The sequence below is a fragment of the Enterococcus salsurae genome, assembly GCF_054784955.1.
Window position 1 is genome coordinate 1 of record NZ_BAAHWY010000006.1, and the last position, 24182, is coordinate 24182.

21 protein-coding genes, 1 rRNA gene, 1 pseudogene and 1 other annotated feature are annotated in these 24182 nt (G+C 40.8%); of the genes and pseudogenes, 7 read left to right on the forward strand and 16 right to left on the reverse strand.

Features of this window, described 5'->3' with window-relative positions; translation table 11 throughout:
• Window positions 1–87: ribosomal RNA gene (locus ACYVRS_RS13355) — 16S ribosomal RNA — on the reverse strand; the annotation flags it as partial.
• Between the two features lie 712 nt (window positions 88–799).
• On the opposite strand from ACYVRS_RS13355, the gene croR reads away from it, so the two are divergent.
• From croR to ACYVRS_RS13375, 4 genes are all read left to right on the forward strand, one after another.
• The gene (croR, locus tag ACYVRS_RS13360) at window positions 800–1489 is read left to right on the forward strand and encodes a response regulator transcription factor CroR (RefSeq protein WP_054116852.1); all 690 of its coding nucleotides are present in this window, start codon (window positions 800–802) and stop codon (window positions 1487–1489) included.
• Window positions 1479–2663 carry a sensor histidine kinase gene (locus ACYVRS_RS13365; RefSeq protein ID WP_312498886.1) on the forward strand — a complete coding sequence of 395 codons (1185 nt, stop codon included), beginning with the start codon at window positions 1479–1481 and terminating at the stop codon, window positions 2661–2663. The genes croR and ACYVRS_RS13365 overlap by 11 nt, the downstream gene beginning before the upstream one ends.
• Window positions 2664–2695: 32 nt before the next feature.
• Window positions 2696–2895: a binding site (T-box leader), on the forward strand.
• Between the two features lie 52 nt (window positions 2896–2947).
• Complete coding sequence (gene serS / locus ACYVRS_RS13370) at window positions 2948–4225, forward strand: serine--tRNA ligase (protein WP_461203549.1); 1278 nt, start codon at window positions 2948–2950, stop codon at window positions 4223–4225.
• Between the two features lie 234 nt (window positions 4226–4459).
• Complete coding sequence (locus ACYVRS_RS13375; protein WP_312498884.1) at window positions 4460–6031, forward strand: polysaccharide deacetylase family protein; 1572 nt, start codon at window positions 4460–4462, stop codon at window positions 6029–6031.
• 49 nt (window positions 6032–6080) lie between these two features.
• Here the strand turns inward: ACYVRS_RS13375 and ACYVRS_RS13380 are convergent, their stop codons facing one another.
• Window positions 6081–6632, reverse strand: a complete 552-nt coding sequence (locus ACYVRS_RS13380; protein ID WP_461203550.1) for a TetR/AcrR family transcriptional regulator — start codon at window positions 6630–6632, stop codon at window positions 6081–6083.
• A 149-nt stretch (window positions 6633–6781) separates the two neighbouring features.
• Between ACYVRS_RS13380 and ACYVRS_RS13385 the strand changes: the two genes are divergently transcribed.
• Both ACYVRS_RS13385 and ACYVRS_RS13390 read left to right on the forward strand, forming a co-directional pair.
• Window positions 6782–7483, forward strand: coding sequence for an ABC transporter ATP-binding protein (locus ACYVRS_RS13385; RefSeq protein ID WP_313539978.1), 702 nt, complete (start codon window positions 6782–6784; stop codon window positions 7481–7483).
• A gap of 9 nt (window positions 7484–7492) precedes the next feature.
• Window positions 7493–10201, forward strand: a complete 2709-nt coding sequence (locus ACYVRS_RS13390; RefSeq protein ID WP_461203551.1) for an FtsX-like permease family protein — start codon at window positions 7493–7495, stop codon at window positions 10199–10201.
• A 108-nt stretch (window positions 10202–10309) separates the two neighbouring features.
• On the opposite strand, the gene guaB is transcribed toward ACYVRS_RS13390, so the two are convergent.
• The 13 genes and pseudogenes from guaB to ACYVRS_RS13455 form a co-directional block, all read right to left on the reverse strand.
• Window positions 10310–11794, reverse strand: coding sequence for an IMP dehydrogenase (gene guaB / locus ACYVRS_RS13395; RefSeq protein ID WP_461203552.1), 1485 nt, complete (start codon window positions 11792–11794; stop codon window positions 10310–10312).
• Between the two features lie 267 nt (window positions 11795–12061).
• Window positions 12062–13594, reverse strand: a complete 1533-nt coding sequence (locus ACYVRS_RS13400) for an MFS transporter (protein ID WP_461203553.1) — start codon at window positions 13592–13594, stop codon at window positions 12062–12064.
• A 23-nt stretch (window positions 13595–13617) separates the two neighbouring features.
• The gene (locus tag ACYVRS_RS13405) at window positions 13618–14160 is read right to left on the reverse strand and encodes a PadR family transcriptional regulator (RefSeq protein WP_461203554.1); all 543 of its coding nucleotides are present in this window, start codon (window positions 14158–14160) and stop codon (window positions 13618–13620) included.
• 135 nt (window positions 14161–14295) lie between these two features.
• Entirely contained in the window at window positions 14296–14988 is a 693-nt protein-coding gene (locus ACYVRS_RS13410; protein ID WP_054116862.1) for a DUF1129 domain-containing protein, read from the reverse strand.
• Window positions 14989–15061: 73 nt separating this feature from the next.
• A complete protein-coding gene (gene ychF / locus ACYVRS_RS13415) occupies window positions 15062–16162 on the reverse strand; it encodes a redox-regulated ATPase YchF (RefSeq protein WP_312498877.1) in 1101 nt (366 codons plus the stop codon).
• Window positions 16163–16169: 7 nt separating this feature from the next.
• Window positions 16170–16358: a DUF951 domain-containing protein gene (locus ACYVRS_RS13420; protein ID WP_312498876.1), complete on the reverse strand. Its 189-nt coding sequence runs from the start codon at window positions 16356–16358 to the stop codon at window positions 16170–16172.
• Window positions 16359–16369: 11 nt separating this feature from the next.
• Window positions 16370–17260 (reverse strand): ParB/RepB/Spo0J family partition protein, encoded by an 891-nt coding sequence (locus ACYVRS_RS13425; protein WP_312498875.1) that lies wholly within the window; start codon window positions 17258–17260, stop codon window positions 16370–16372.
• Complete coding sequence (locus ACYVRS_RS13430; RefSeq protein ID WP_054116866.1) at window positions 17250–18014, reverse strand: ParA family protein; 765 nt, start codon at window positions 18012–18014, stop codon at window positions 17250–17252. Before ACYVRS_RS13430 ends, ACYVRS_RS13425 begins: the two co-directional genes overlap by 11 nt.
• 11 nt (window positions 18015–18025) lie before the next feature.
• Window positions 18026–18742 carry a 16S rRNA (guanine(527)-N(7))-methyltransferase RsmG gene (gene rsmG, locus ACYVRS_RS13435; protein ID WP_054116867.1) on the reverse strand — a complete coding sequence of 239 codons (717 nt, stop codon included), beginning with the start codon at window positions 18740–18742 and terminating at the stop codon, window positions 18026–18028.
• 297 nt (window positions 18743–19039) lie between these two features.
• Window positions 19040–19798, reverse strand: coding sequence for an Asp23/Gls24 family envelope stress response protein (locus tag ACYVRS_RS13440; protein ID WP_313537205.1), 759 nt, complete (start codon window positions 19796–19798; stop codon window positions 19040–19042).
• A gap of 28 nt (window positions 19799–19826) precedes the next feature.
• Window positions 19827–20015: a DUF2273 domain-containing protein gene (locus ACYVRS_RS13445; RefSeq protein ID WP_312498870.1), complete on the reverse strand. Its 189-nt coding sequence runs from the start codon at window positions 20013–20015 to the stop codon at window positions 19827–19829.
• A gap of 10 nt (window positions 20016–20025) precedes the next feature.
• Entirely contained in the window at window positions 20026–20595 is a 570-nt protein-coding gene (gene amaP, locus ACYVRS_RS13450; RefSeq protein ID WP_312498868.1) for an alkaline shock response membrane anchor protein AmaP, read from the reverse strand.
• Window positions 20596–20634: 39 nt separating this feature from the next.
• A pseudogene (locus ACYVRS_RS13455) lies at window positions 20635–21528 on the reverse strand (SDR family oxidoreductase).
• Window positions 21529–21738: 210 nt separating this feature from the next.
• Here ACYVRS_RS13455 and ACYVRS_RS13460 point away from each other — a divergent pair.
• Window positions 21739–22194 (forward strand): DUF2188 domain-containing protein, encoded by a 456-nt coding sequence (locus ACYVRS_RS13460; RefSeq protein WP_461203555.1) that lies wholly within the window; start codon window positions 21739–21741, stop codon window positions 22192–22194.
• Window positions 22195–22258: 64 nt separating this feature from the next.
• Here the strand turns inward: ACYVRS_RS13460 and mnmG are convergent, their stop codons facing one another.
• Window positions 22259–24154, reverse strand: coding sequence for a tRNA uridine-5-carboxymethylaminomethyl(34) synthesis enzyme MnmG (mnmG, locus tag ACYVRS_RS13465; protein ID WP_461198906.1), 1896 nt, complete (start codon window positions 24152–24154; stop codon window positions 22259–22261).
• Window positions 24155–24182: the final 28 nt, after the last annotated feature.

Consider the following 24182-nt stretch of genomic DNA (forward strand, 5'->3'; position numbering starts at 1 on the left):
GCTCCGGTGAAAGAAAAAGCGTTCGACTTGCATGTATTAGGCACGCCGCCAGCGTTCGTCCTGAGCCAGGATCAAACTCTCATAATGATTTGTTTGAACGATCCAAAGGATCGTTAAGCTCATAAAAATTAAAACTTTGCTAGCTATTGCTTGCATGTATTTGCTTCATATAAATGAAGCGTCCTACACATTGGTTCGTTTGCTTGCTTTGTTCAGTTTTCAAAGGTCTACTGTGTTGCGTTAGCAACTTTTATATCATATCAGAGTGACAAGTGATTGTCAACACTTTTTATAAAATTTTTTTGAATCGTTGTTTTGCAACAACGTGTCGGCTGCCTTAGCAACTTAATCATAATAACAAATGATTTGTTATTTGTCAACAACTTTTTTTAATTAATTTGTTGTCATATCAACAACGATCAATCAATTTATTTTTGCGACTTCGTTATAATATCATCTGTTCTGTTGTGCGTCAACCTTTTTTTCAAAAAAGTTTTTTGAATGTATTAGTTATTTGGCACATGTAATAATATACCAACTTTCATTCCATTCGTCAACCCTAAAACGCTTGATAGAACAACGTTTCTAGATAGTGCGTTTCCAAAGGTATTGGATGCTTATTTCTTTATTTTTGTTCGTTAATTCATTCAAATCACTCATTTCATCCAAACATTGTTCGTGTTTTCTTTTCTGCTTCTCTCGAATTCCTATCATTCTTATAAATTTAAGTCCGAATTTGTTCATTTTGTTGATTATTTGCTAAAATAGAGAAAAGAATATTGTTCCTAGGAGGATACGTATGAAGATATTGGTAGCAGATGATGATAAAGAGATTGTTGAACTATTAAGTATTTATTTACACAACGAAGGATATGAAGCTGTCAAGGCATATGATGGTAAAGAAGCTTTGTCCAAAATTCGTACCACTGCTGAGATCGAACTTCTTATATTGGATATCATGATGCCAGAAATGGATGGCATGCAAGTAGTCAAAGAATTGCGCAAGGAATCGCAAATCCCAATTATCATGTTAACTGCCAAAACAACTGACATGGATAAGATTCGCGGGTTGGTTGCTGGTGCGGATGATTATGTGACAAAACCCTTCAATCCTTTAGAAGTCATGGCTCGTGTGAAATCATTACTAAGAAGGACCAAAATGCAGACCCCTTCAAACCAACCGGAAATATTAGAAGTTAGTTCACTGATCATCAACCGTGACTCTCATGAGGTCAAAACGATCGATGGCAATGAGATCCAACTGACCGCATTAGAATTTGGTATCTTATATTTACTTGCCTCCCACCCTAACCGCGTATTCAGTGCTGATGAGATTTTTGAACGCGTGTGGAAACAAGAGAGCGTTGTTTCTGCGAAAACCGTCATGGTCCATGTAAGTCACCTGAGAGATAAAATCGAAGAAGCAACTGATGGAGAAAAAGTCATTCAAACTGTGTGGGGAGTTGGCTACAAAATAGATGCGAAGTAAACCAGTCGAAAAAAAGAAACGTATTACACTAACTTCTAAAGAAATCAGCGAGCTTTTTGCTGAAGGCATCATTACTGTTGTTCTTTTACTTCTATTAAATGTCGCAATTATTGTCGTTGGTACTTCGGTGCGCGAAAATTCGCCGCTTTTAGTAGAAGCCATCTATGAATCGAAGACAGCATTTACTGATGCATTCAATACTGATATTTTCAGAAGCGGTCGAAATTTTATTCTTCCCTTGTTCTTCCTATTGGATGTTATCGTTTTGTATTGGCGCTTGATCCGTCGTTACCATCAAATGCAGTTACGGCATATTATCAGTGAACTGCATTATATTGCTGAAGGTAATTATGATCATCGCATCCCTTTTGAACTGCGTGGAGATCTTAATCGGGTAGTATCAAATATCAATGTACTCGTTGACAGTACAGTAGCCGCCATTCAAGATGAACGACGAATTGAGCAATCAAAGGATGAACTGATCACGAATGTGAGCCACGATATTCGAACACCACTGACATCAATCATTGGCTACTTGGGATTGATCGAGGATCGGCAGTATCACTCTGAGGAAGAGCTATTAAAATATACGCATACAGCTTATGTGAAAGCCAAACAAATGAAATCACTGGTGGACGACTTGTTCGAGTACACGAAGGTACGACAACCAAGTGTTCCTATTAACTTAGTTCCTTTTGATATGGCCCAATTTGTCGAACAGCTTGCAGCAGACTTCGAGTTAGAAGCCACACGCAAAGGAATCAAGATTGAAACCTATACACGACCAGACCATATTGAAATGGATGGAGATACCGAAAAGCTTGTCCGTGTATTCAATAATCTCCTCTCCAATGCGTTGAAGTATGGTAAAGGCGCCGACACGATCCGTATGGAAGTTGAAAAAGTTGGTACCGAAGCAATTCTAACTGTAAAAAACAATGGTCAAATGATTCCTAAGCAAGCACTAGATTCACTTTTTGATCGCTTCTATCGAGTTGAAGAATCACGCTCCCAAGAAACAGGTGGTACTGGCTTAGGCTTGGCCATTGCACAAAGTATCGTTGCGCTTCATGGTGGCTATATCTATGCAAAATCAACGCCAGAATGGACCTCCTTCATTATTCACTTACCATTGAAACGTAACAACCTTGCAGCAACACAGAACTACGGTTGACGAAAGCCCTATTTTTCGTTATGCTATGATAAATAATATAAAACACAGAACCTAGTATATTCATATCCTATCCAGAGAGCTGATGGTTGGTGAGAATCAGTGATGAGATGAATAGAATCCAGTTCTTTGATGTGTATTTTTCGAAAGAAAAATCGTCGGCTCACGATACGAGTATCAAGGGCAGCAACAGCTGAACTTGGGTGGTACCGCGAATGGTTATTTCGTCCCAAGCAACAAGGGATAGGAATAACCATTTTTTGTATACAAAAAAGGAGGATACAAACATGTTAGATGTAAAAATGATTCGTCAAAATTTTGAAACTGTCCAACAAAAACTAGCAACAAGAGGTGTAAAAGCAGAAGTGCTTGAACAGTTCTTGTCACTTGATGAACAACGCAGACAGCAATTGGTCAAAACAGAAGAATTGAAAAAAATGCGCAATGACATTTCAGCTGAGATTGCCACTTTGAAACGCGCCAAAGCAGATGCAGCAGATAAAATCATGCAAATGAAAGAAGTCGGTACTCAAATCAAAGAATTGGATGAATCGATTGGTCAGATCGACGAAGAAATCAAACATATTGCAACGACATTGCCTAATTTGCCAAATGAGTCTGTACCTGTTGGGAAAGATGAAGCGGACAATGTAGAAGTGCGTCGTTGGTCAACGCCAAAAAATTACGATTTTGAGCCTAAACCGCATTGGGAGATTGCTGAAGATCTGGGTATTTTAGACTTCGAACGAGGCGCTAAAGTTTCAGGCAGCAGATTTGTTTACTACAAAGGACTGGGTGCCCGCTTAGAACGCGCATTGTACAACTTCATGTTGGACCAACATGTATATGAACATGGCTATACAGAAATGATGACGCCTTACATCGTCAATAGCCAATCAATGTTTGGCACAGGACAATTTCCTAAATTCAAAGAAGATGTTTTCCAACTAGCAGATACTGATTTGACATTGATTCCAACAGCAGAAGTGCCATTGACAAACTATTACAATGGTGAAATATTAGATGGCGCCCAACTCCCTATTTATTTCACAGCATTAAGCCCATCTTTCCGTTCAGAGGCTGGTAGTGCTGGTCGTGATACGCGCGGTTTGATACGTTTACATCAATTCAACAAAGTTGAAATGGTCAAATTTAGTGACGCGCAACATTCTTATGAAGAATTAGAAAAAATGACCAGCAACGCTGAGGACATTCTCCAAAAATTAAACTTACCTTATCGTGTCATGGCATTATGCACGGGAGATATGGGTTTTTCAGCAGCGAAAACATATGATTTAGAAGTCTGGATCCCCGCACAAGATACTTATCGCGAAATCAGTTCTTGTTCAAACTGCGAAGATTTTCAAGCACGACGTGCCATGATCCGTTACCGTGAGGCTGATGGAAAAATTCAATATATGCATACCTTGAATGGTTCTGGTTTAGCAGTCGGTCGTACCGTCGCTGCTGTTCTAGAAAATAATCAAAACGAAGATGGCAGTGTAACGATCCCAGACGTGCTTGTTCCTTACATGGGTGGTTTGACCAAAATCGAAAAAGCATAACAGCTTGCTATGACTACCTGTTACGTAGTCATAGTTTTTTTTGACCTTTTTCTTCTTTTTCCCCATCTCATAAAGAGCTCTATATAACAACATGCGTTTTTTTTAGATAATATAATTAGAAAAAAGCAACGTTTCTTTAAATATAATAAGAATAAGTTCGTGACCATTGTGCTAATGTTACAGTTATGTTACGGTTAGTTTACTTTATGATGATAGATGAAGGGAGTACGTCAAATGTCTGATAAAGAGTCTTATGCTCGCCGGAGTGATTTGCATAAAAAACAAATAGATCCATCATTTGAACATACAAAAAGGAATCATGATGTATTAAATTCAAGAGAACCTGAGAGATTACCAATCTCAGATAAGTCAAAAAACTTGACTTCAAATCAGAAGAAAACGCCTTATGGAAAATATATTCTTGGTTTGATCACATTATTAGTCATAGTGATTATTGCAACAGCAGGCTATATAGCCTATACGCTGCAACAACAAGAAAAAGAAGCCAAAGCAAAATTTGAAACAGCCGCTAGTGGTTTACTCGACAGTATTTCTGAAGAACAAGCACAGAGCGGATTAGCCAATCAAAGTCAGATTCTAGCCAATGGGGAACGAAAAGAAATCATTTACCATCCAAAAGATGACAGTACCAGCCCAATCAGTGATGCCACAAGTAAATTAACAGCGATGGTTGAAGAATTGGGAAAGAAACATTCTGAAAATGAAGTGGTCACGATTGCACAAATAAAATCCAAGTCTATTTCATCCAATGTATCTATTTATTCATTGCAAGCTGATAGCTATGTCTGGAACCGTGAAACTGGCAAATTCCAAGAACCAGATTCGGTCACAGAATCTTCTATCTATGTTTCAGAAAAAACAAATGCTGAATTGACCCTCAAAGATTTGATTCCTGATGAAGCGAGTCTCCTGGGTGTACAACAAGTCATCCAACAAAAAATACTGGAACAAGCTGACGATCCAAATAAAATTATTGATGCCGTTCTAAATATGGATCGAATTACTTTTGATTCAAAAATGACCTATGATCCTAAGCAATTGACCCTTGAGTTACCTGAAAATCAAACAGGTGTAGACAAAATCACACTGGACTATAAAGATATTGCTGCTTTTATCGATACAGATTTGGTTGATTCAGGAAGTGTCAAAGATGCTTTACCTGTTCTAGATGAAAATAAAAAATATGTTGCACTGACTTTCGATGATGGACCAAATGATTCTTCTACTCTAGACTTACTAGACATTTTGAACCAAAACGATGTGAAAGCGACTTTCTTTATGCTGGGTCAAATGGTAGAACAATATCCAGATTCAGCGAAGAAAATTGCTGAATCTGGTCATGAAATAGCCAGCCATTCTTATTCTCACCCTCAGTTGAACACATTGTCCACTGATGATTTAAAAGATGAAATCTTTAAAACAGACAAAACCATTTTCAAAGCCACTGGTAGTCTACCAAGAAATTTACGCCCGCCTTATGGCGCAATCGATCAGAAAAGTGCTGAAACGATTGGTATGCCGATTATTCAATGGGATATTGACTCACAGGATTGGAAGTCAAAAGATCCTGGGAAAATCAATGCTGTCGTTAAACAAAATGTTTTTAACGGCGCCATTATCTTGATTCATGACATTCATCCAGAATCTGTTAAATCCGTACCCGGAATCATCAGAATGTTGAAAGATGAAGGATATACTTTTGTAACAGTTGATCAATTATTGGCTGGTAAACAAAAACCATTACATCAATACTTTGGGATGTCTGACGAACGTGTCGTTGAATAAGCAAAATCACAAAAAACCGCTGATCAAATAAATCAGCGGCTTTTTTCTATTATAGATTATACACATTCGTAGCAAAGATTTGGACGAGTAATGTAGCTACCGCATGAGGTGACATCTCTGGAAAATCTTTCAGCCATCGTTCAATCAATCCTATTGATCCGCAAACGAAATAGCTTAAACATAGCTCCAACTCCGCTGTTGACGCATGTGTAAAGTATAATTGAAATCTTTTGAATGTCTCTGGTCGGATCTCAGTTAACAAAAGGTTCAATAAATGACTGTTGTTCAACAAAATCAAATGTGTCGTACTTGGGTTCTCATATAATAGCTTTAATAATTTAGCAAGCCATAGATCGAGAGATAAATCTTCCTTTTGGAGATTATCCGCAATTTCATGGACCAATTCTTCTTCGATTTCTTCAAGTAATGCAGCTGTATCCTTATAATATTTATAAAAAGTGCCCCGATTGATATCCGCCCGCTCAGAAATTTCTTTGATCGTTATCTTGGTGAAGTCTTTTTCTAATAATAAATCTTGAAACGCCTGTCTAATCACTTTCTTTGAATACAAGGTGCGACGATTTCCCGCTACTCCAGCCATCTGATACTCCTTTCACTTCAACAGATTCCTTCCATTTGTTTATTTCATAACATTATCATAAGCATTGAGGATTGCTCTCGCTTTTCTTTATTAGTATACTAACACCATGTGATTAAATCAACACGTGTTTAATAAATGGAGGATTTTTAATGAGTTATGTTGAAGTAAAGAATGAATGCAAAAGATATCAGATGGGTGAAACGACGATTACTGCCAACGATCACCTTTCATTTTCAATCGAGGAAGGCGAATTAGTGGTGATATTAGGCCCCAGCGGAGCAGGGAAATCAACTGTCTTAAATATTTTAGGTGGAATGGACTCTCCGGATGAAGGACAAATCATTATTGATCAAGTCGACATCGCCCAATTCTCGGACAAACAATTGACAGAATACCGTCGGAAAGACGTTGGTTTTGTATTTCAGTTTTACAATTTGGTGCCGAATCTGACTGCCAAAGAAAATATCGAGCTCGCAACAGAGGTCTCCTCTAATGCACTTGATCCAGATGAAGTATTGGCTCAAGTTGGATTGGAAAATCGAAAAAATAATTTTCCCGCCCAACTTTCCGGTGGTGAGCAGCAACGGGTTTCTATCGCAAGAGCCTTAGCAAAGAATCCGAAATTGCTGCTCTGTGACGAACCCACGGGCGCTTTGGATTTTGAAACAGGTAAACAAGTATTAAAACTCTTGCAAAATGCTAGTCGCCAAAATGGCAATACCGTATTGATCATCACCCATAACAGTGCCATCGCACCAATCGCTGATCGTGTGATCCATATCAATGATGCTACTGTACGTTCAATTGAAGAAAATAAACAGCCGATCTCAATTGATGATATCGTTTGGTAGGAGAATCCGATGAAAAATAAGACCTATTTAAAAGCCAGTTTTCGTGAGATCAGCCAATCAAAAGGCCGCTTTATTGCCATTACCTTGATTATTTTTCTTGGTACTTTTCTTTTCGTCGGCGTTAAGGCAACAGGCCCGATTTTAAATCATTCAGCAAGCGCCTATGTCGATGGACAGCAATTAGCAGATCTACAAGTCACTTCCACGATGGGCCTGACAGATGAGGACATTGCTCTTGCAGAAAAATCTGATGCACAAGTTGAATCTGCTTATCAGTTCTATGCTGCAGTAAACAGTGATGAAGTTGTGCAAGTCAATTCTTACAACAAAGACCACACATTGAATCAGCTGCTGATCAAAGAAGGCCATCTGCCTAAAAATAAAGATGAAATCCTGTTAGACACAGAAGCCAAAAACTACGGCTACCAATTGGGCGATACCTATACGTTTGATCAGACAGAAACCTTATCGCAAGAAAGTTACACGATCGTTGGTTTTGCTGATTCGCCCATGTATATCAGTGTTGCAGAGCGTGGCTATGCCAATGTAGGCAGCGGCGTTGTATCCTACTTTGCCTATATACCTGAAGACACATTTATGATGGATGTCAAATCGATTCTTTACTTCTCCTTTGATGATGTCCAATCCTTGGAAACCTATTCGGATGCATATGAAGAGAAAATGGACAACCATCAAGAAACGATTGAAGCACTTTTTGCTGATCGACCGCAAACGCGGTTGGCTGAAATCAAAGCAGAAGCCATGGAAGATATTACGCCTGCGCAAGACGAGTTGACGGACAATCAGACCAAACTGGATGATGCACAAGAGCAGCTTGATGCTGCTAAGGAACAGCTTGCCACTCAAAAAGAGGCACTAAGTCAATTGCCGCAAGCGCAACAAGCAGCGCTAACAACTGAAGTCACTGCTGGCGAAGCGGAATTGACACAACAGCAAGAAACACTTGATGCACAACAAGAACAACTAGACGACGCACAACAGACGATAAACGATAACCTAGCAGACTTAGATGCGTTAGAAGAACCGACCTATCTATATAATCAACGGAAAGACAATCCAGGGTTCCAAGAATATGGCGGTTTATCTGATCGAATTGCAGCTATCGCCAATGTCTTTCCAGTATTCTTCTTCTTTATAGCTGCATTGATCACCTTTACGACATTGTCGCGAATGGTGGAAGAAAATAGAAAAGAAATTGGCACCTTGAAAGCATTGGGTTACGGAAAAGCAGAAATTTCAATCAAATATTTGATTTATGCTTTACTCTCTTCAGCGATTGGCATCCTCAGCGGCGCCGTTCTGGGCACTGAGTTGTTGCCGCGCTTGATTTATTTCTTATCGAGTGATCGTTATCTATTAGATGGGATTCGCGTTTATTATGTCTGGTCCCCCATCATTTTAGCCGCTAGTGCCTTTTTGATTGCCGCGCTTGGTGCTTGCCTGTTTGTTTTGATCAAGGAATTACGGGAAAAACCTGCCCAATTATTACAAGTACGCGCACCTAAACCTGGGAAACGCATTTTCTTAGAACGTATCACCCCATTGTGGTCACGTCTAAGTTTTAATCAAAAAGTCAGTTTTCGGAATATTTTCCGTTACAAATCACGTATGGTGATGGCAATCATCGGCATTGCAGGTTGTACCGGATTGATGGTCGCTGGTGTCGGGTTAAAGGATTCTTTGGGTTCAGTGACCAGCAAACAATTTGGACCGATCACCGATTATCAAGCAGTTGTTACACTCACCGACAGCAAAGAGGCCACATTGAAAAAAGCCGAAGCTGCGCTCGGTAAAGATACGGGCGTAACAGATACTTTAGCTGTCAACAGTGAGAATATTGAAATTCGTCCTGAAAACCAAGGCAAGCAAAGTTTGACGTTGATGGTTCCTGCCGACAATGATACTTTCACAGACTATGTACATTTGACCTCATTGGAGGGTAACGCGTTATCGTTGAATGACAATGGTGCGGTTTTAACCATGAAATATGCCGAACTTTATGATATCAACGTAGGTGATAGCCTGACTTTCTATACAAGTGATCAAGAATCTTTTACTGTAAAAATCAGCGGGATTGCTGAGAACTACTTAGGAAATTCTTTGTACCTTTCGCAAGAAACCTATGAAGCAATCACTGACAGCGACTTTACGCCAAATACATTATTGCTCAAGAGTGATACAATGAATCAAAAGCAAGAAGAAAACCTCTCTACCGCGTTATTGGAAACCGATAGCGTGAAGAACACGACGTTTTTATCTACCCAAATCAATACACAAAATGAATCCATGGGCAATCTGGACTCTATTGTCTTGATATTGGTAGTATTATCTGGAGCATTAGCCTTTGTTGTGTTGTACAACTTAACAAATATTAATGTTTCCGAACGGATTCGCGAGTTGTCGACCATCAAAGTCCTTGGTTTTTACAACAAGGAAGTCACTATGTATATCGTTCGCGAAAATATTGTCTTTACTTTGTTTGGTATTTTGGCAGGTTATGCTGTGGGATACTTCTTGACCGACTTTATTCTTATGCAAGCATCAATGGAAAACATGGTCTTTCCTCTTGTGATCAATTGGCCAGCGTATGCTTTAGCAGGCGGCATGACGATTCTTTTTACTGTCATCGTGATGTTCGTTACGCATATAAAGTTGACCCATGTCAATATGATCGATGCATTGAAATCGAATGAATAAAAATTGGTTCTTATGGTCTAAATGAGTGTACTATTAAAAAAGACATCTGTTCCTCGCTTCGTTGAGCGAAGGAATAGATGTCTTTTTGAATGTTTCACGTGAAAACTATTATGATTTAACGGAGTAATTAGGTGCTTCTTTCGTGATTTGAACATCATGCGGATGTGATTCTTTCAGTCCATTGCCACTCATTTGGATAAATTGAGCTTCATCACGTAATTGCTGTAGATTAGCTGCACCAACATAGCCCATTCCTGATTTTAATCCACCGATCATTTGGAAGATAATATCAGAAACACTGCCTTTGTATGCGACACGTCCTTCAATGCCTTCTGGAACCAATTTATTGGCCTCATTGACACCACCTTGGAAATAACGATCACTCGACCCTTTTTCCATTGCACCTAATGAACCCATGCCACGATACGTCTTGAAACGACGGCCTTGATAAATTTCAAATTCACCTGGTGATTCATCCGTACCCGCTAACATGCTGCCTAACATCACTGCATGACCACCAGCTGCTAATGCTTTGACGATATCACCTGAATACTTGATGCCGCCATCTGCAATAATCGCTTTGCCATATTGACGGGCAACAGAAGCTGCATCATAGATAGCTGTCAATTGGGGTACGCCTACACCAGCAACGACCCGTGTTGTACAAATTGATCCTGGGCCAATACCAACCTTGACAACATCGACGCCTGCATCATAGAGTGCCTTTGTCCCCTCAGCAGTTGCTACGTTTCCAGCAATCAACGTTGCTTCAGGGAATTGATTGCGAATTTCTGAGATTTTGCGCAATACACCGGCACTGTGTCCATGGGCTGTATCAATCACGATCGCATCAGCACCAGCGTCTAACAATGCTTGCGCCCGTTCAAAGGTATCGCTAGTCACACCGACAGCTGCGGCTACGAGAAGACGACCATGGGTATCTTTAGCAGCATGTGGGAATTCAATCACTTTTTCGATATCTTTGATGGTGATCAAACCACTTAGACGGCCTTCTTCATCAACGATTGGTAATTTTTCGATTTTGTGTTGTTGCAGGATTTTTTCAGCATCTTTCAGTGACGTACCCACAGGGGCAGTGATCAATTTTTCTTTGGTCATCACATCATCGATCGCCATCGTATAATCAGTTACAAAGCGCATATCGCGGTTGGTAATAATACCCACAAGTTTGCGGTTTTCCATAGTTTCAACGATCGGTACACCGCTAATACGGTATTTGCTCATCAAATGTTCCGCATCAGCTACTAGATGGCTTGGCGTTAAGAAGAATGGATCAATGATTACGCCACTTTCTGAACGTTTCACTTTCCGGACTTCATCTGCTTGGGCAGCAATACTCATATTTTTATGAATCACGCCTAACCCACCTTGGCGAGCCATAGAAATAGCCATTTTACTATCAGTTACTGTATCCATACTGGCACTCATGATTGGTATATTCAGCGTAATATTGGGGGCAAGCTGCACACGCATATCCACATCATTTGGCAATACGTGACTTTCAGCAGGAATCAATAGGACATCATCGAACGTTAACCCTTTTTTTACAAATTTGGTTTCCCAGTTGGACATTTTTGTAACCACTCCTTAAAATTTTTAGGTATTTTAAAAAAAATAGCAAAATTTTTTTCATAAGTCAACCATTCGGACAGTTTTCTTATTTATCGTTAGTAAATGGGTCAGAAATTCTCATAATCACAGAGAATTCTCTTTGAAAGTTTTTGTCCAAGTGTTTGCTATCTTCTCCACCAGTAGATTGGATAGAAAAACAGTCAGAAAATCTTTTAAAGAAATTTCTGACTGTAGCAGCTGATGCTGTGCTCTATTGAAGAATCTTTTTTATACTACTGTTTTATTTTCTCGCATAAAGAGTGTCGCACCAATAGCCCCGATCACGACAACGATACCTGCGACATAACATATATGGGTCAATCCGCTATCGAACGCTTGAACAACAGTCTTTTGTAATTCAGCAGCAAAAGGTGCTTGGTTCACTGTGTCCGAAAACGCAATTTCATGACCAGAAAACGGACCCGCACTAACCAAACTATCCGTTAATTTGATTGGTAAGTTCATATTATCTGCCTGGGCATTGACAACTTCTGCATAACGATTTGCCTCAACTAGTCCTAGGATCACCACGCCAAAGCTGGTACCAAACTGACGGAAAACATTTAATAATCCTGAAGCCATATCCATTTCTTGTGGTGCAACGCCTTCTAAACCTGCTGAATTCAGCAATGGGTTGACGATACCGTTGGCAATACCGATCATCACTAATGTCGGCCATAGTTGGGCATAGCCCATTGTCGGTGACAGTTGACCAATCAAGAACAAGAAGCCTCCTCCGCTGATCAACAGTCCTGCAGCAATCATCCACTTTTTCGCAAACTTGTTGCCCAAAATACCAACAACAGGTCCTAAGATCAACGACCACACTGAAAGTGCCAGTTGACGGACGCCTGTATCAAAAGCAGACCAGCCAATGTAATTTTGCATCAGAACGGTTAAATACGTATTAAATGCATAAATGCCTGAGCCTAAAGCAAATGCCACAATAACTGAGCCAACAAAATTGATATTTTTGAACATTTTTAAATTCATCATTGGGTCTTTGACTTTTGCTTCTGTAATGATGAACAAAATCAAAAAAATGATCGCTAACGCCAACCAGCCACCGACTCTTAGATCTGTCCATGCCCAGTCAACATTGGTTTCCTTTTGAATCAACCCGTAAATGGCGCTAAACAACGCCGCAGTTGAAAGAACCATCCCGAGCAGATCAATCTTTTCGTCTCGGCCATAACTGGGGGTTTCATCAACAAAACGTATGGTCATCAAGACGGCGATGATCCCGATCGGCAAATTAATAAAGAAAATCGATTCCCAGCCAAAGGCATCCACCAATAGACCACCAACTAATGGGCCAGAAGCAGAAGACAAACCAATAACTGAACCCAAAATCCCTAAAGCTAATCCTCGCTGTTTTCCTTCAAAGTTAGAAGCAACCAGTGCCATTGATAAAGACATCATGCCCGCACCGCCGACAGCTTGGATACCGCGACCAATATCCAGTATCAGCAAAGATGGAGCGAAACCATTCAAGACAGAAGCTGCGATAAAGATCACCAAACTACCTAAGAAAATCTTTTTTCGTCCATACATATCTCCTAGTTTAGATACAACCAATAAGGTAACTGCAAAAACTAGTGTATAGGCATTTAATACCCATTGTAGTTGCGTAAAAGGTGCATCAAAGGCCTTTTGCATCGTAGGCAATGCTACATTCACGACTGTTACATCCAAAAGTCCCATAAAAACACCTAACGACAAGGCAATTAATGAAAACCATTTTTTTGACGTTTTTTCCATAATGATTCAACACTCCTATATATTCATTCAGTTGCTTTTCGCTGTTCGATCTGTTGCTTGATCCACGAAAGTTTTGTTTGCGCCAATTGGATATCAAGATCATAAGCTGACACAATCACATCGAAACGAGCTGCTTGCTCAGGATATGTTTCCCGATGATCTTGCATATCAAGTTGCGCTTGTTGATAAAATAAAAGATCACTTTCGATAAATGCCTGAAAGTCAGTCAAGATTTTTAATTGAATCGAAACAGACACACTATTTAACGAACGTAATTTGAAATGGATCATATCGTTTCGTTTGGCATCAGAAGGAATATCCGCTCGCATCAATTCGGCAAAACGGCTAGTACCCGCTGGGGTGATATGCCATAACTTCGTATTCCGCACATCTTGCAGATTTTTAGACATAATCAATCCTTCTTTTTCTAACTTCTCTAAAGATGGATACAACACACCGCTTGACACTTTACGCATCGGTTGTAAAGCGGAACCAACGATTTTTTGCAGCTTATAGCCGGTTTTATCCCCGCCAACCAGGGAGCCCAACAATAATAAATCGTACATGATTGCCTCCTTTGCAATTTTTCATATCAGTCTTTTAGACCTATTGACTTGCTTATTATAGGTCTTTTAGATATATTGTCAAGCAAAAAAAATCAGTTGGCTCTCTTTTTATAAGAGAACCAACTGATTCACTGATCAGCCTCTTGGGACTGATAAGCTGCTGATAATGTTGTATTTACGTTTCAAGTAATATTTAGCCGCCAATGCCACTGCGCCGATCACGGCTTCGATGACGGGATCTACTTGTGGATTAAATGGTGCTGGTATCATCGCAGAAAGAGAAATCGCAACGATCCATAGTAAAAATGCCCCAACTAAAATCAGAATGATTTTCCACATTTTAGGTCGCTTGCTTTTATCTGCGCCTGGTCGTTCATATTGATACATATACTTATACATCAAATAGAACACCCAGCCAGCTAAAATCGCCATCAAGAACAACGTCAACAGACCATATGGCTGTGCTTGTCCGCGAGTAAAGACGCCCATGACACCCAACATCAAGCCAAAGATACCTAATATCAACAGAGTGTTGTCTAGCCACATCAGAAATGGTCCTGATTCTTTTTGCTCAACGGGTTTATTGATGATTGCCTCTGTTCTTTCGGATACTGTACCAAACAATTGTCGCGCTGTTTTGCCGCCTTTTTGTTCCTGTACAAGGATCGGTAACATATCATGTAAGGCAATTGTTTTTTCTTCCTCAGAAAGATTGGCTGCTTCTAGTGATTTTTTTAAATCAAAAATATATTGTTGATTGCGTTTTGTTAATTGTTGTTCTAATTCACGATTTTCGGAAACATAATTTCGCAGAGTTTCTGGTTCCATGAATTGATTCTCCCTTCTGCGCGTTTTCTTCACAATGGACATTTTACCACAAAATCCCTAGGAAGAAAGCCCTTTATACGTTAAAACGGAACAACATGACATCGCCATCTTGCACGATGTATTCTTTCCCTTCTAAACGAACACGACCGGCTTCTTTCGCTGCATGCATCGTGCCATATTGGTTCAAGTCTTCAAAGGAAACAGTTTCCGCACGGATGAACCCTTTCTCGAAGTCTGTATGAATGATGCCGGCAGCTTGTGGGGCTTTGATTCCTTTACGGAATGTCCAAGCACGAACTTCTTGCTCACCAGCTGTAAAGTACGTAGCCAGGCCTAGTAGGTCATAGGCAGCCCGAATCAATTGGTCCAAACCTGACTCTTCAATGCCTAGCGCTTCTAAGAAATCTGCTTTGTCTTCTTCTTCCAGTTCAGCGATCTCTTCTTCAGCACGTGCGCTGATCACAATGACTTCCGCATTTTCACTATTGGCGAAATCTTTGACTGTATTGACATAGTCATTGCCTTCGAAATCGGCCACATCATCTTCAGCGACGTTGGCTACATAAAGAACGGGTTTAGTCGTCAGCAGAAACAAGCTTTTGACGATCCGTTGTTCTTCTTCAGTAAATTCAATCGAACGAGCAGAAACGCCTTCTTCTAATACAGGTTTGATTTTGTCCAATACTGCCAATTCAGCTACGGCATCTTTATCTTTCGTTTTAGCAATTTTGGCTACCCGTGTGTAACGTTTATTGACTGATTCCAAATCAGCTAAAACCAATTCTAAATTGATGGTCTCGATATCGGCGATCGGATCAACACGGCCTTCCACATGCGTAATATTGTCATCATCAAAACAACGTACAACGTGACAAATCGCATCTACTTGACGAATATGGCTTAAGAATTGATTGCCTAACCCTTCTCCCTTGCTGGCACCTCGCACGATGCCGGCAATATCCGTAAATTCAAACGTGGTTGGTACTGTTTTTTTAGGATGGACCAACTCTGTTAGTCGCTGTAAGCGCCAATCTGGTACTTCTACCATTCCTACATTCGGGTCGATCGTTGCGAAGGGATAATTGGCCGCTTCCGCGCCTGCCTTCGTGATTGCATTAAATAAAGTCGATTTCCCTACGTTAGGTAATCCGACGATTCCGGCTGTTAACGCCATAATTCATTCACTCTTTCTCTTTTTTTTCTAGGATTTTTTTCATTTTTTTATCAAAATCGCGCCTGGTCAGCATCACAATGTGGCCGCAATTGGTACATTTGATTTTGATATCAGCCCCCATACGGATGATTTCCCATCGATTCGCCTGACAGGCGTGGGGTTTCTTCATTTCGACAATATCCCCAAGATCATACATTCTTTATCACCTCAAGCTTCATCAAATTGAATGTGCAGCAAATCTAAAATACGGGTCAAATCTTTTTGAGATAAATATTCGATCTCGATTTTGCCTTTACCTTCTTTTTCGCGAATCTCGACATTTGTTCCAAATTTATCCATTAACCGGTCTTCGCTTTCTCGTAAGTAATACGGCTTTTCGCGAATCAAACGAGGGACTTTTTTCTTTTCGTTTTTGGTATCATTCATTTCGGATACCAACTGTTCTAATTGACGAACCGTAAAGTTTTCTTTGACACAACGATTGGCTAACTTCAAAATCTGATCTTTATTTTTTAAACCTAACAACGTTCGGGCTTGCCCCATTGACAACCGATTGTCTTGCACCATTTCTTTGACAAGTTTCGGCAACGTCAACAATCGCAAGTAGTTGGCTATATAAGGTCGACTCTTTCCTAAGCGCTCTGCTACTTCTGCTTGCGTCAATTTAAGATTTTTCATCAACATATCATAGGCTTCTGCTTCTTCTAGTGGATTCAAATCTTCTCTTTGCAAGTTTTCCAAAACGGCGACTTGCATCATCGCTTCTTCATCAAAATTGCGGATAATCGCTGGAATCGTTTCTTTACCGGCTAATTTCGAGGCGCGAAATCGCCGTTCTCCAGCAATGATCTCATAGCCCTTGACCGTAGATTGGCGCACAATGATTGGTTGAAAGACACCTGCATGTTGAATCGAATTGGCTAATTCCTGCAAAGATGTTTCCTCAAAGGTCTTCCGTGGTTGATATGGATTTGGACGTAACTCATTGAGTGGAATCTCAACGATCTTTTCGGTTTTGATGTCGACTTCTTCTAAACCTTGCAGGTCTTGAAACAAGGCATCGATCCCGCGTCCCAATCCTTTCCCTTTATTCTTCACGTGCTAACACTTCCTTTGCTAACGTTTGGTAAACTTCAGCACCTTTAGAACGTGGGTCATAATCAATAATCGACAATCCATGACTAGGTGCTTCTGATAACCGTATATTCCGTGGAATGATCGTTTCGTAGACTTTTTCTTGGAAGTAGCGACGAACTTCTTCAACAACTTCAGCACCAAGATTTGTACGTGCGTCATACATCGTTAACAACACGCCTTCGATCTCTAATTCTGGGTTAAAATGCTTTTGAACTAAGCGAACTGTATTCAACAACTGACTCAATCCCTCTAAGGCATAATATTCACATTGTACAGGGATCAAAATCGAATCACTTGCTGTAAAGGCATTGATCGTTAGATGACCTAACGAAGGGGGACAATCGATAAAAATGTAATCATATTGTTCATTGATTTCATTCAATGCCGATTTAAGACGTGATTCTCGGGCCATCATCGACGTCAATTCAATTTCTGCTCCGGCCAATTGGATCGTTGCTGGAACGATATCCAAATTTTCGCGGCTGCTTGGTAAAATGGCTTCTACAATGGGTGTTTCATTGACTAAAACGTCATAAATATCTTTATCTACATCTGGTTTGCGGATACCGACACCGCTAGTGGCATTGCCTTGGGCATCTATATCGACTAACAGGACCTTTTTCCCAACAAATGCCAGGCTGGCACCAAGATTGACCGTGGTGGTCGTTTTACCGACGCCGCCTTTTTGGTTTGCAACTGATATAATACGAGCCATTGATCTTCCTCCTACTTGATTGGTTGTTTCGCTGGCGTTCCTGGTTTACGCGGATATTTTTTAGGTGTTTCTTTGGTCTTTTGAATAATCAATACATGCCGCTCATCGCCGCTGACGGGCAATGAAAAACTTTTTTCCGTGATGAACTTTCCGCCTAGTTGTGAGATTGCTGGTTTTGCTTCAACAAACTCTTCTTCGCTCTTGGCTGCTTTCAAGGCATAGAAATATCCTGATTTCTTTACCAGTGGCAAACATAATTCAGTCAAGATATTCAATCTGGCAACAGCACGAGCAGTCACATAGTCAAATTGTCCGCGAAATTGCGGGTTCTGTCCAAAGGTTTCGGCACGATCATGATACAGATGCACACCGTCTAAATGAAGCGCAGCAACCAAATTGTTCAAAAAGGTAATCCGCTTGTTCAGCGAATCAACTATTGTGACCTCTAATTCAGGAAAGACGATCTTCAAAGGAATACTTGGAAAACCGGCACCTGATCCAACATCACACAAATGACCATCTGTTGTCAGATCTGTCTCAAATGCCAACGCCACAGAATCAAAAAAATGCTTTAAATAAACGTCTTTTTCTTCCGTGATCGCCGTCAAATTCATCTTTTGATTCCACTCGATCAAGTACGCATAATATGTAGCAAATTGCGCCATTTGCGTTGCTGTTAATGCAATGCCGTGTTCGGCTAACGCTTGTTGAAATTCTTCAGGTTGCATAGTGTATCCTTTCTATTTCGTGAAACAGAAAATGTTTCACAGACTAATTCCTACTTTAACGCAAAAAGCACCTTGTTGCAAGGGTCAGACAATGGGAAAAAAGAGAATTTACGCTTTTTTAAATGGATACATTTTCCAGTTTAAGTTTACTTTAAGTTATACGCAGTATAGTGATGTCAATCCAAAAAAACTTTTTTCATTTTTCCTCGACCAGTAAGGCTGCCAAACTTGCTGGTCGGCTTTTTTTCATCAAAAAAGAAGCATCGACAAAAAGTCGATGCTTCTTTTATTTACGCCCTATTTTACTCTAGGTTCATTGTATTCTTCGATTCGATCAGAAGCTTTTGATGCCGCATGCTTAGCTTTATCTGTTTGACGCGAAGCAAAATCGCCGGTTTTTGAGGCAGCAGAAGATACTTTGTCTTGTACAGTTTCACTATCTTCTTCATACTCTGCAGCGGTTTTGACATCTACCACGTTGATATTGACTTCAACTACTTCTAATTGCGTCATATTTGTGACTTCTTTTTCGATCACTGATTTGACTTGCTCCGCCACATCCGGAATATTGCGGCCATATTCTACGACGATATCTAAATCGACCGCTACTTGTTTTTTGCCTACTTCGGTACTGATGCCCGATGTAACATTGTCGGTATTGACTAATTTTTCAGCAATATTTGAGAAGAAGCCGCCGTCCACAGTCAGTAAACCGTCCACATGTTCCAAAGCGATACCAATGATTTTTTGAATCACTTTATCATCATATGTTAGTTCCCCATCAACCGGTGTGTTCCCTGTTGGACCAGAAAAACCTGGTTTTGGCGGTGTTGGATGATCACCAGCTGGTTTCGGATTGCCTGGTGCTGGATGGTCACCGGGTTTTGGTCCTCCTGGTTTAGGATCTGCTGCACGTTGCGCTCCTGGTACTACGGGATCAGGTGCTTCTGTCGTTGGCACCGAATTTTCATTCGGGTTATGTGTTGTATTTGGCACCTCTGGATCTGGATGTGCGCTAATTGGTTTTTCGTTGTTTAATTCATTTGGGTTACTCATGTATAATTCCTCCTAATAAGTTGGTGTTTTATTCTCGATTAAAAAAATCATCTAAGATACCGGTACGTTGTACATATAATCCCAAGAAAAAGCCAAGGCATGTCAGCAATAGGATCAGCACTGTTTTGAAAAAACCGATCGTGACAAATAACAATGCGATGATCAGGCCAATCGCGCCGAAAATCAATGGGATTTTGTATTGTTGGATTTCGTTCATGATAGCCCTCCTATTCTACACGTGGATTTTCTGGGGTTTCTTTTTGTTCGAAATTGGCATAATTGACTTCAACTTTGATCTTTTCACTAGAACCTAATACACGTTGGACATCTTGTTGGATCTCTGCCATTAAGTTTTCAGTTTTTCCAACTAACGCGGATGTCCGTTTTAGTCTGCCCTTGATTTTGATCAATAGACGATTTTTTGTCGCTTTGACAGTTACTTTTGGTCCTTCAACAAATTCTTTATCATTGACTTTCGTTCGGACAAGGCCTTCGATTGCTTTTTTGTCGATGGTCAACGTTCCTTTATCTTCTTTCAACACAAAGGTCGTTTTGGTTTTCGGATAAAACAAAACCACTAAAATCACGATCAAGAATAAAATGATCAAGACTGCAGCTACCCAAAACATATATTGTCGCATAAACAAATTATTGAAGAAATAAGAAACTACATTGCCCTCTCTGTCTAACCCAAAAGGCAATTGCATATACGGATTACTCATTAAAACAATTGGCAATAAAACAGTAATAAAGACCAATGAAATGACGATTGATACGATTTTCCACCCTTTACTCATAAGACACCTCCTCCTTTGCTTCATTTATTTCATAGGGGTTTACAAATTGATTGCTTCGCCACCTGTAACACCATAGATTTGTGCAGTCACATAACTGGCTTTGTTCGATGCCAAAAAGACATAGACAGGTGCCAGTTCTGCTGGTTGACCCGCCCGTTTCAATAAGGCTTGCTGACCAAATTCTGGTAAAGCATCCTCTGGCTGACCATGGTCTAATTGCAATGGCGTCCAAATTGGTCCTGGTGCCACACCGTTGACCCGAATCCCTTTTTCAGCAAACTGTTTCGCCAAGCTGACAGTAAAACTCGCAATGGCTGATTTCGTAGCTGCATAATCCATTAAATGGGCACTCGGACTAAAGGCTTGGACCGATGTAGTTGTGACAATGGCTCCCCCCGCAGGTAAATGCGGTTCTGCGGCTTTGACCAAAGCAAACATCGAAACAATATTGACCATAAAGGTATCTTTCACTTGTTCGATCGGCAACTCGGCAATTGATGGTCGCGTGATTTGCTGCGCCGCATTCAACACAAGGGTATCCAATCCGCCTAAAGCAGACACCGCCTTGTCAATGATTGCTTGTGGAGCAGATTCGTCTCGCAGATCATATGGCAGCAAAATTACCTTGCGCCCAGCTTCTTCAATATACTGAGCCACTTCTTTCGCATCTTTTTCTTCTCCTGGGAAAAAGTGCAACGCAATATCAGCGCCTTCGCGGGCGAATGCGATCGCTGCTGCACGACCGATCCCTGAATCACCACCCGTGATCAAGACCCGGCGATTCTCCAATTGCTGACTGCCAACATAAGATTCTTCACCACAATCTGGTTCAGGCCTCATCTAGTCTTGTAAAGCAGGCGTATCCTGTTCCTGTTGGCTGAATTTACCAGTGTGATACATCTGTCGTGGATCAATCAATATAGGTTCACTCATCAGTACGTCCTCCTTTGTTCTATACTAAAATTCTAAACCATTCGATTTTTTTTGGGAAATATAACGCTTGTATAACCAAAAAGAATCTGTCCAATATTGTTTTATGGAAAAATAAAAGGGCTACACTCCCCCAAAAAATGCATATCATTTCCCTTTTTCTCAGAAGCAAGTACACTAAATAGATAGAATGAGCCTTTAGGAGGAATCGATATGCCTTGGAACGTAAATGATTATCCAGTGTCAATGAAAAATCTAGATCCGTTGGTCCGCAAGAAAGCCATTTCGATCGCTAATGCACTGTTAGCCGATGGATATGACGATGACCGTGCGATTCCAATTGCCACCAGTCAAGCTGAAAAATGGTTTGATCATGCAACAGAGGATGAAAAGAAAACCTTTCAAAACGAAAAAAATCCCCAGAAAAATGATACCCATGATGTCAATAAAAACGCCAAAAAATTGATGGACGCAGATGTAACGGTCCGCTATCAAGATGAACAGTGGGAAGTTCGTTCTACAGGGGCTGCGCGTGCCAGTGACCAGTTCGACAAAAAAGACGAGGCCGTTGCTAGAGGCAAAGAGATCGCCCAAAACAAACAATCTGTCTTGAGGATCTATAAACAAGATGGCACCAAGCAGCAAGACATCGACTATCGTGACAACTAAAAAAACAGGAAGACAAACCGCTTGAGCACTTGTATGCGCATCGTTTGTCTTCCTGTTTTTTTATTTATTTTGCTACTTTCGCAATCTTGCCTTGCTCGATATACACCATCAAGATACTGATATCTGCGGGATTTACCCCACTGATGCGGCTGGCTTGGGCAATCGTTTCAGGTTGGATTTTTTGCAATTTTTGTTTGGCTTCTGTTGCTAAACCATTGATGGCAGCATAATCAATCATTTCTGGGATGCGTTTGGCTTCCATTCGTTTTAGCTTCTCGACTTTTTCGAGCGCTTTTTTGATATAGCCTTCATACTTGATTTGAATCTCCACTTGTTCGATTTCTTTTGGTTTCAGTGTATCATCGGCTTCGATAAAGGCCAACATTTCATGATAAGTCACTTCTGGACGTCGCAAGAAATCATAAGCAAGGACACCATCTTTCAGATTAGCGGTGCCTTTACCTGTCAAGTACGCTTGGACTTCTGGTGTTGGTTTGATGCGAATTTTTTTCAACCGGGCCATTTCTTTTTCTACAGCAGCTTTCTTGTCCAAGTAACTGCGATATTGATCCTCTTTGACTAAACCAATCTGATGACCAACTTCTGTTAGGCGAAGGTCGGCATTGTCATGACGCAGCAATAACCGGTATTCTGCTCTTGATGTCAATAATCGGTACGGTTCATTGGTGCCTTTAGTAACCAAATCATCGATCATAACGCCGATATAGCCATCGCTGCGTTTCATGATAAACGGATCCTTTCCTTGGATTTTCAACGCTGCATTGATACCAGCAATCAATCCTTGGCCGGCTGCTTCTTCATATCCGCTTGTGCCATTGGTTTGTCCAGCGGTAAATAAGTTTTCAATAACTTTGGTTTCCAATGTTGGTCGTAATTGGTGTGGTACGACGACATCGTACTCAATCGCATAACCTGTCCGCATCATTTCTACCTTCTCCAACCCAGCTATTGAATGCAGCATTTCCACTTGCACATCTTCTGGCATTGAAGTCGATAACCCTTGCACATAAACTTCTTCCGTATGCAAGCCTTCCGGTTCCAAGAACAATTGATGCCGAGATTTATCCGCAAAACGAACAATCTTGTCTTCAATTGACGGACAATATCTTGCCCCAACACCTTCAACGATTCCGGTGAACATTGGTGCCCGATGCAGGTTGTTTTGAATGATTTGGTGGGTGCCTTCATTGGTGTAGGTCAACCAACATGGTTCTTGATTTTGGTTATAGTGTTCATCTGGTGTACTATAACTGAAATGATTGGGTTGTTCATCTCCAGGCTGAATTTCTGTCACAACATAATTGATGGTACTTGATTTGACCCGTGGCGGTGTCCCAGTTTTAAAACGGGCGATCTCTAAGCCCAACGCTTTTAAATGATCGGCTAAACCAATAGATGGTTGTGAATTATTTGGACCTGAAGAATACTTCAGCTCGCCGATAATGATTTCACCACGCAACGCAGTTCCTGCAGTAATCACGACAGCTGACGCTTCATAACGCGCACCAGTCGAAGTCACAACCCCATGACATTGGCCATCATCCACCAATAATTTTTCGACAATGCCTTGACGCAAGGTCAAGTTGTCTGTTTGTTCAATGGTCCGTTTCATCTCGGCTGCATAGGCATGCTTATCTGCTTGGGCCCGCAGTGCTCTGACTGCCGGTCCTTTACCAGTATTAAGCATCCGCATTTGAATATAGGTTTTGTCGATATTTTTACCCATCTCTCCCCCGAGGGCATCGATTTCGCGAACGACAACGCCCTTGGCAGGACCTCCTACGGAAGGATTGCAAGGCATAAATGCGACCATATCTAAATTGATTGTTAGCAACAACGTTTTGGCACCCATCCGACTAGCAGCTAGTGCTGCTTCGGAACCAGCATGACCGGCACCAACAACGATCACATCATAATTTTCTGCTTGATATTCTTGCATGTATTTCTCCTCTGCGCCCTGTAGGCGT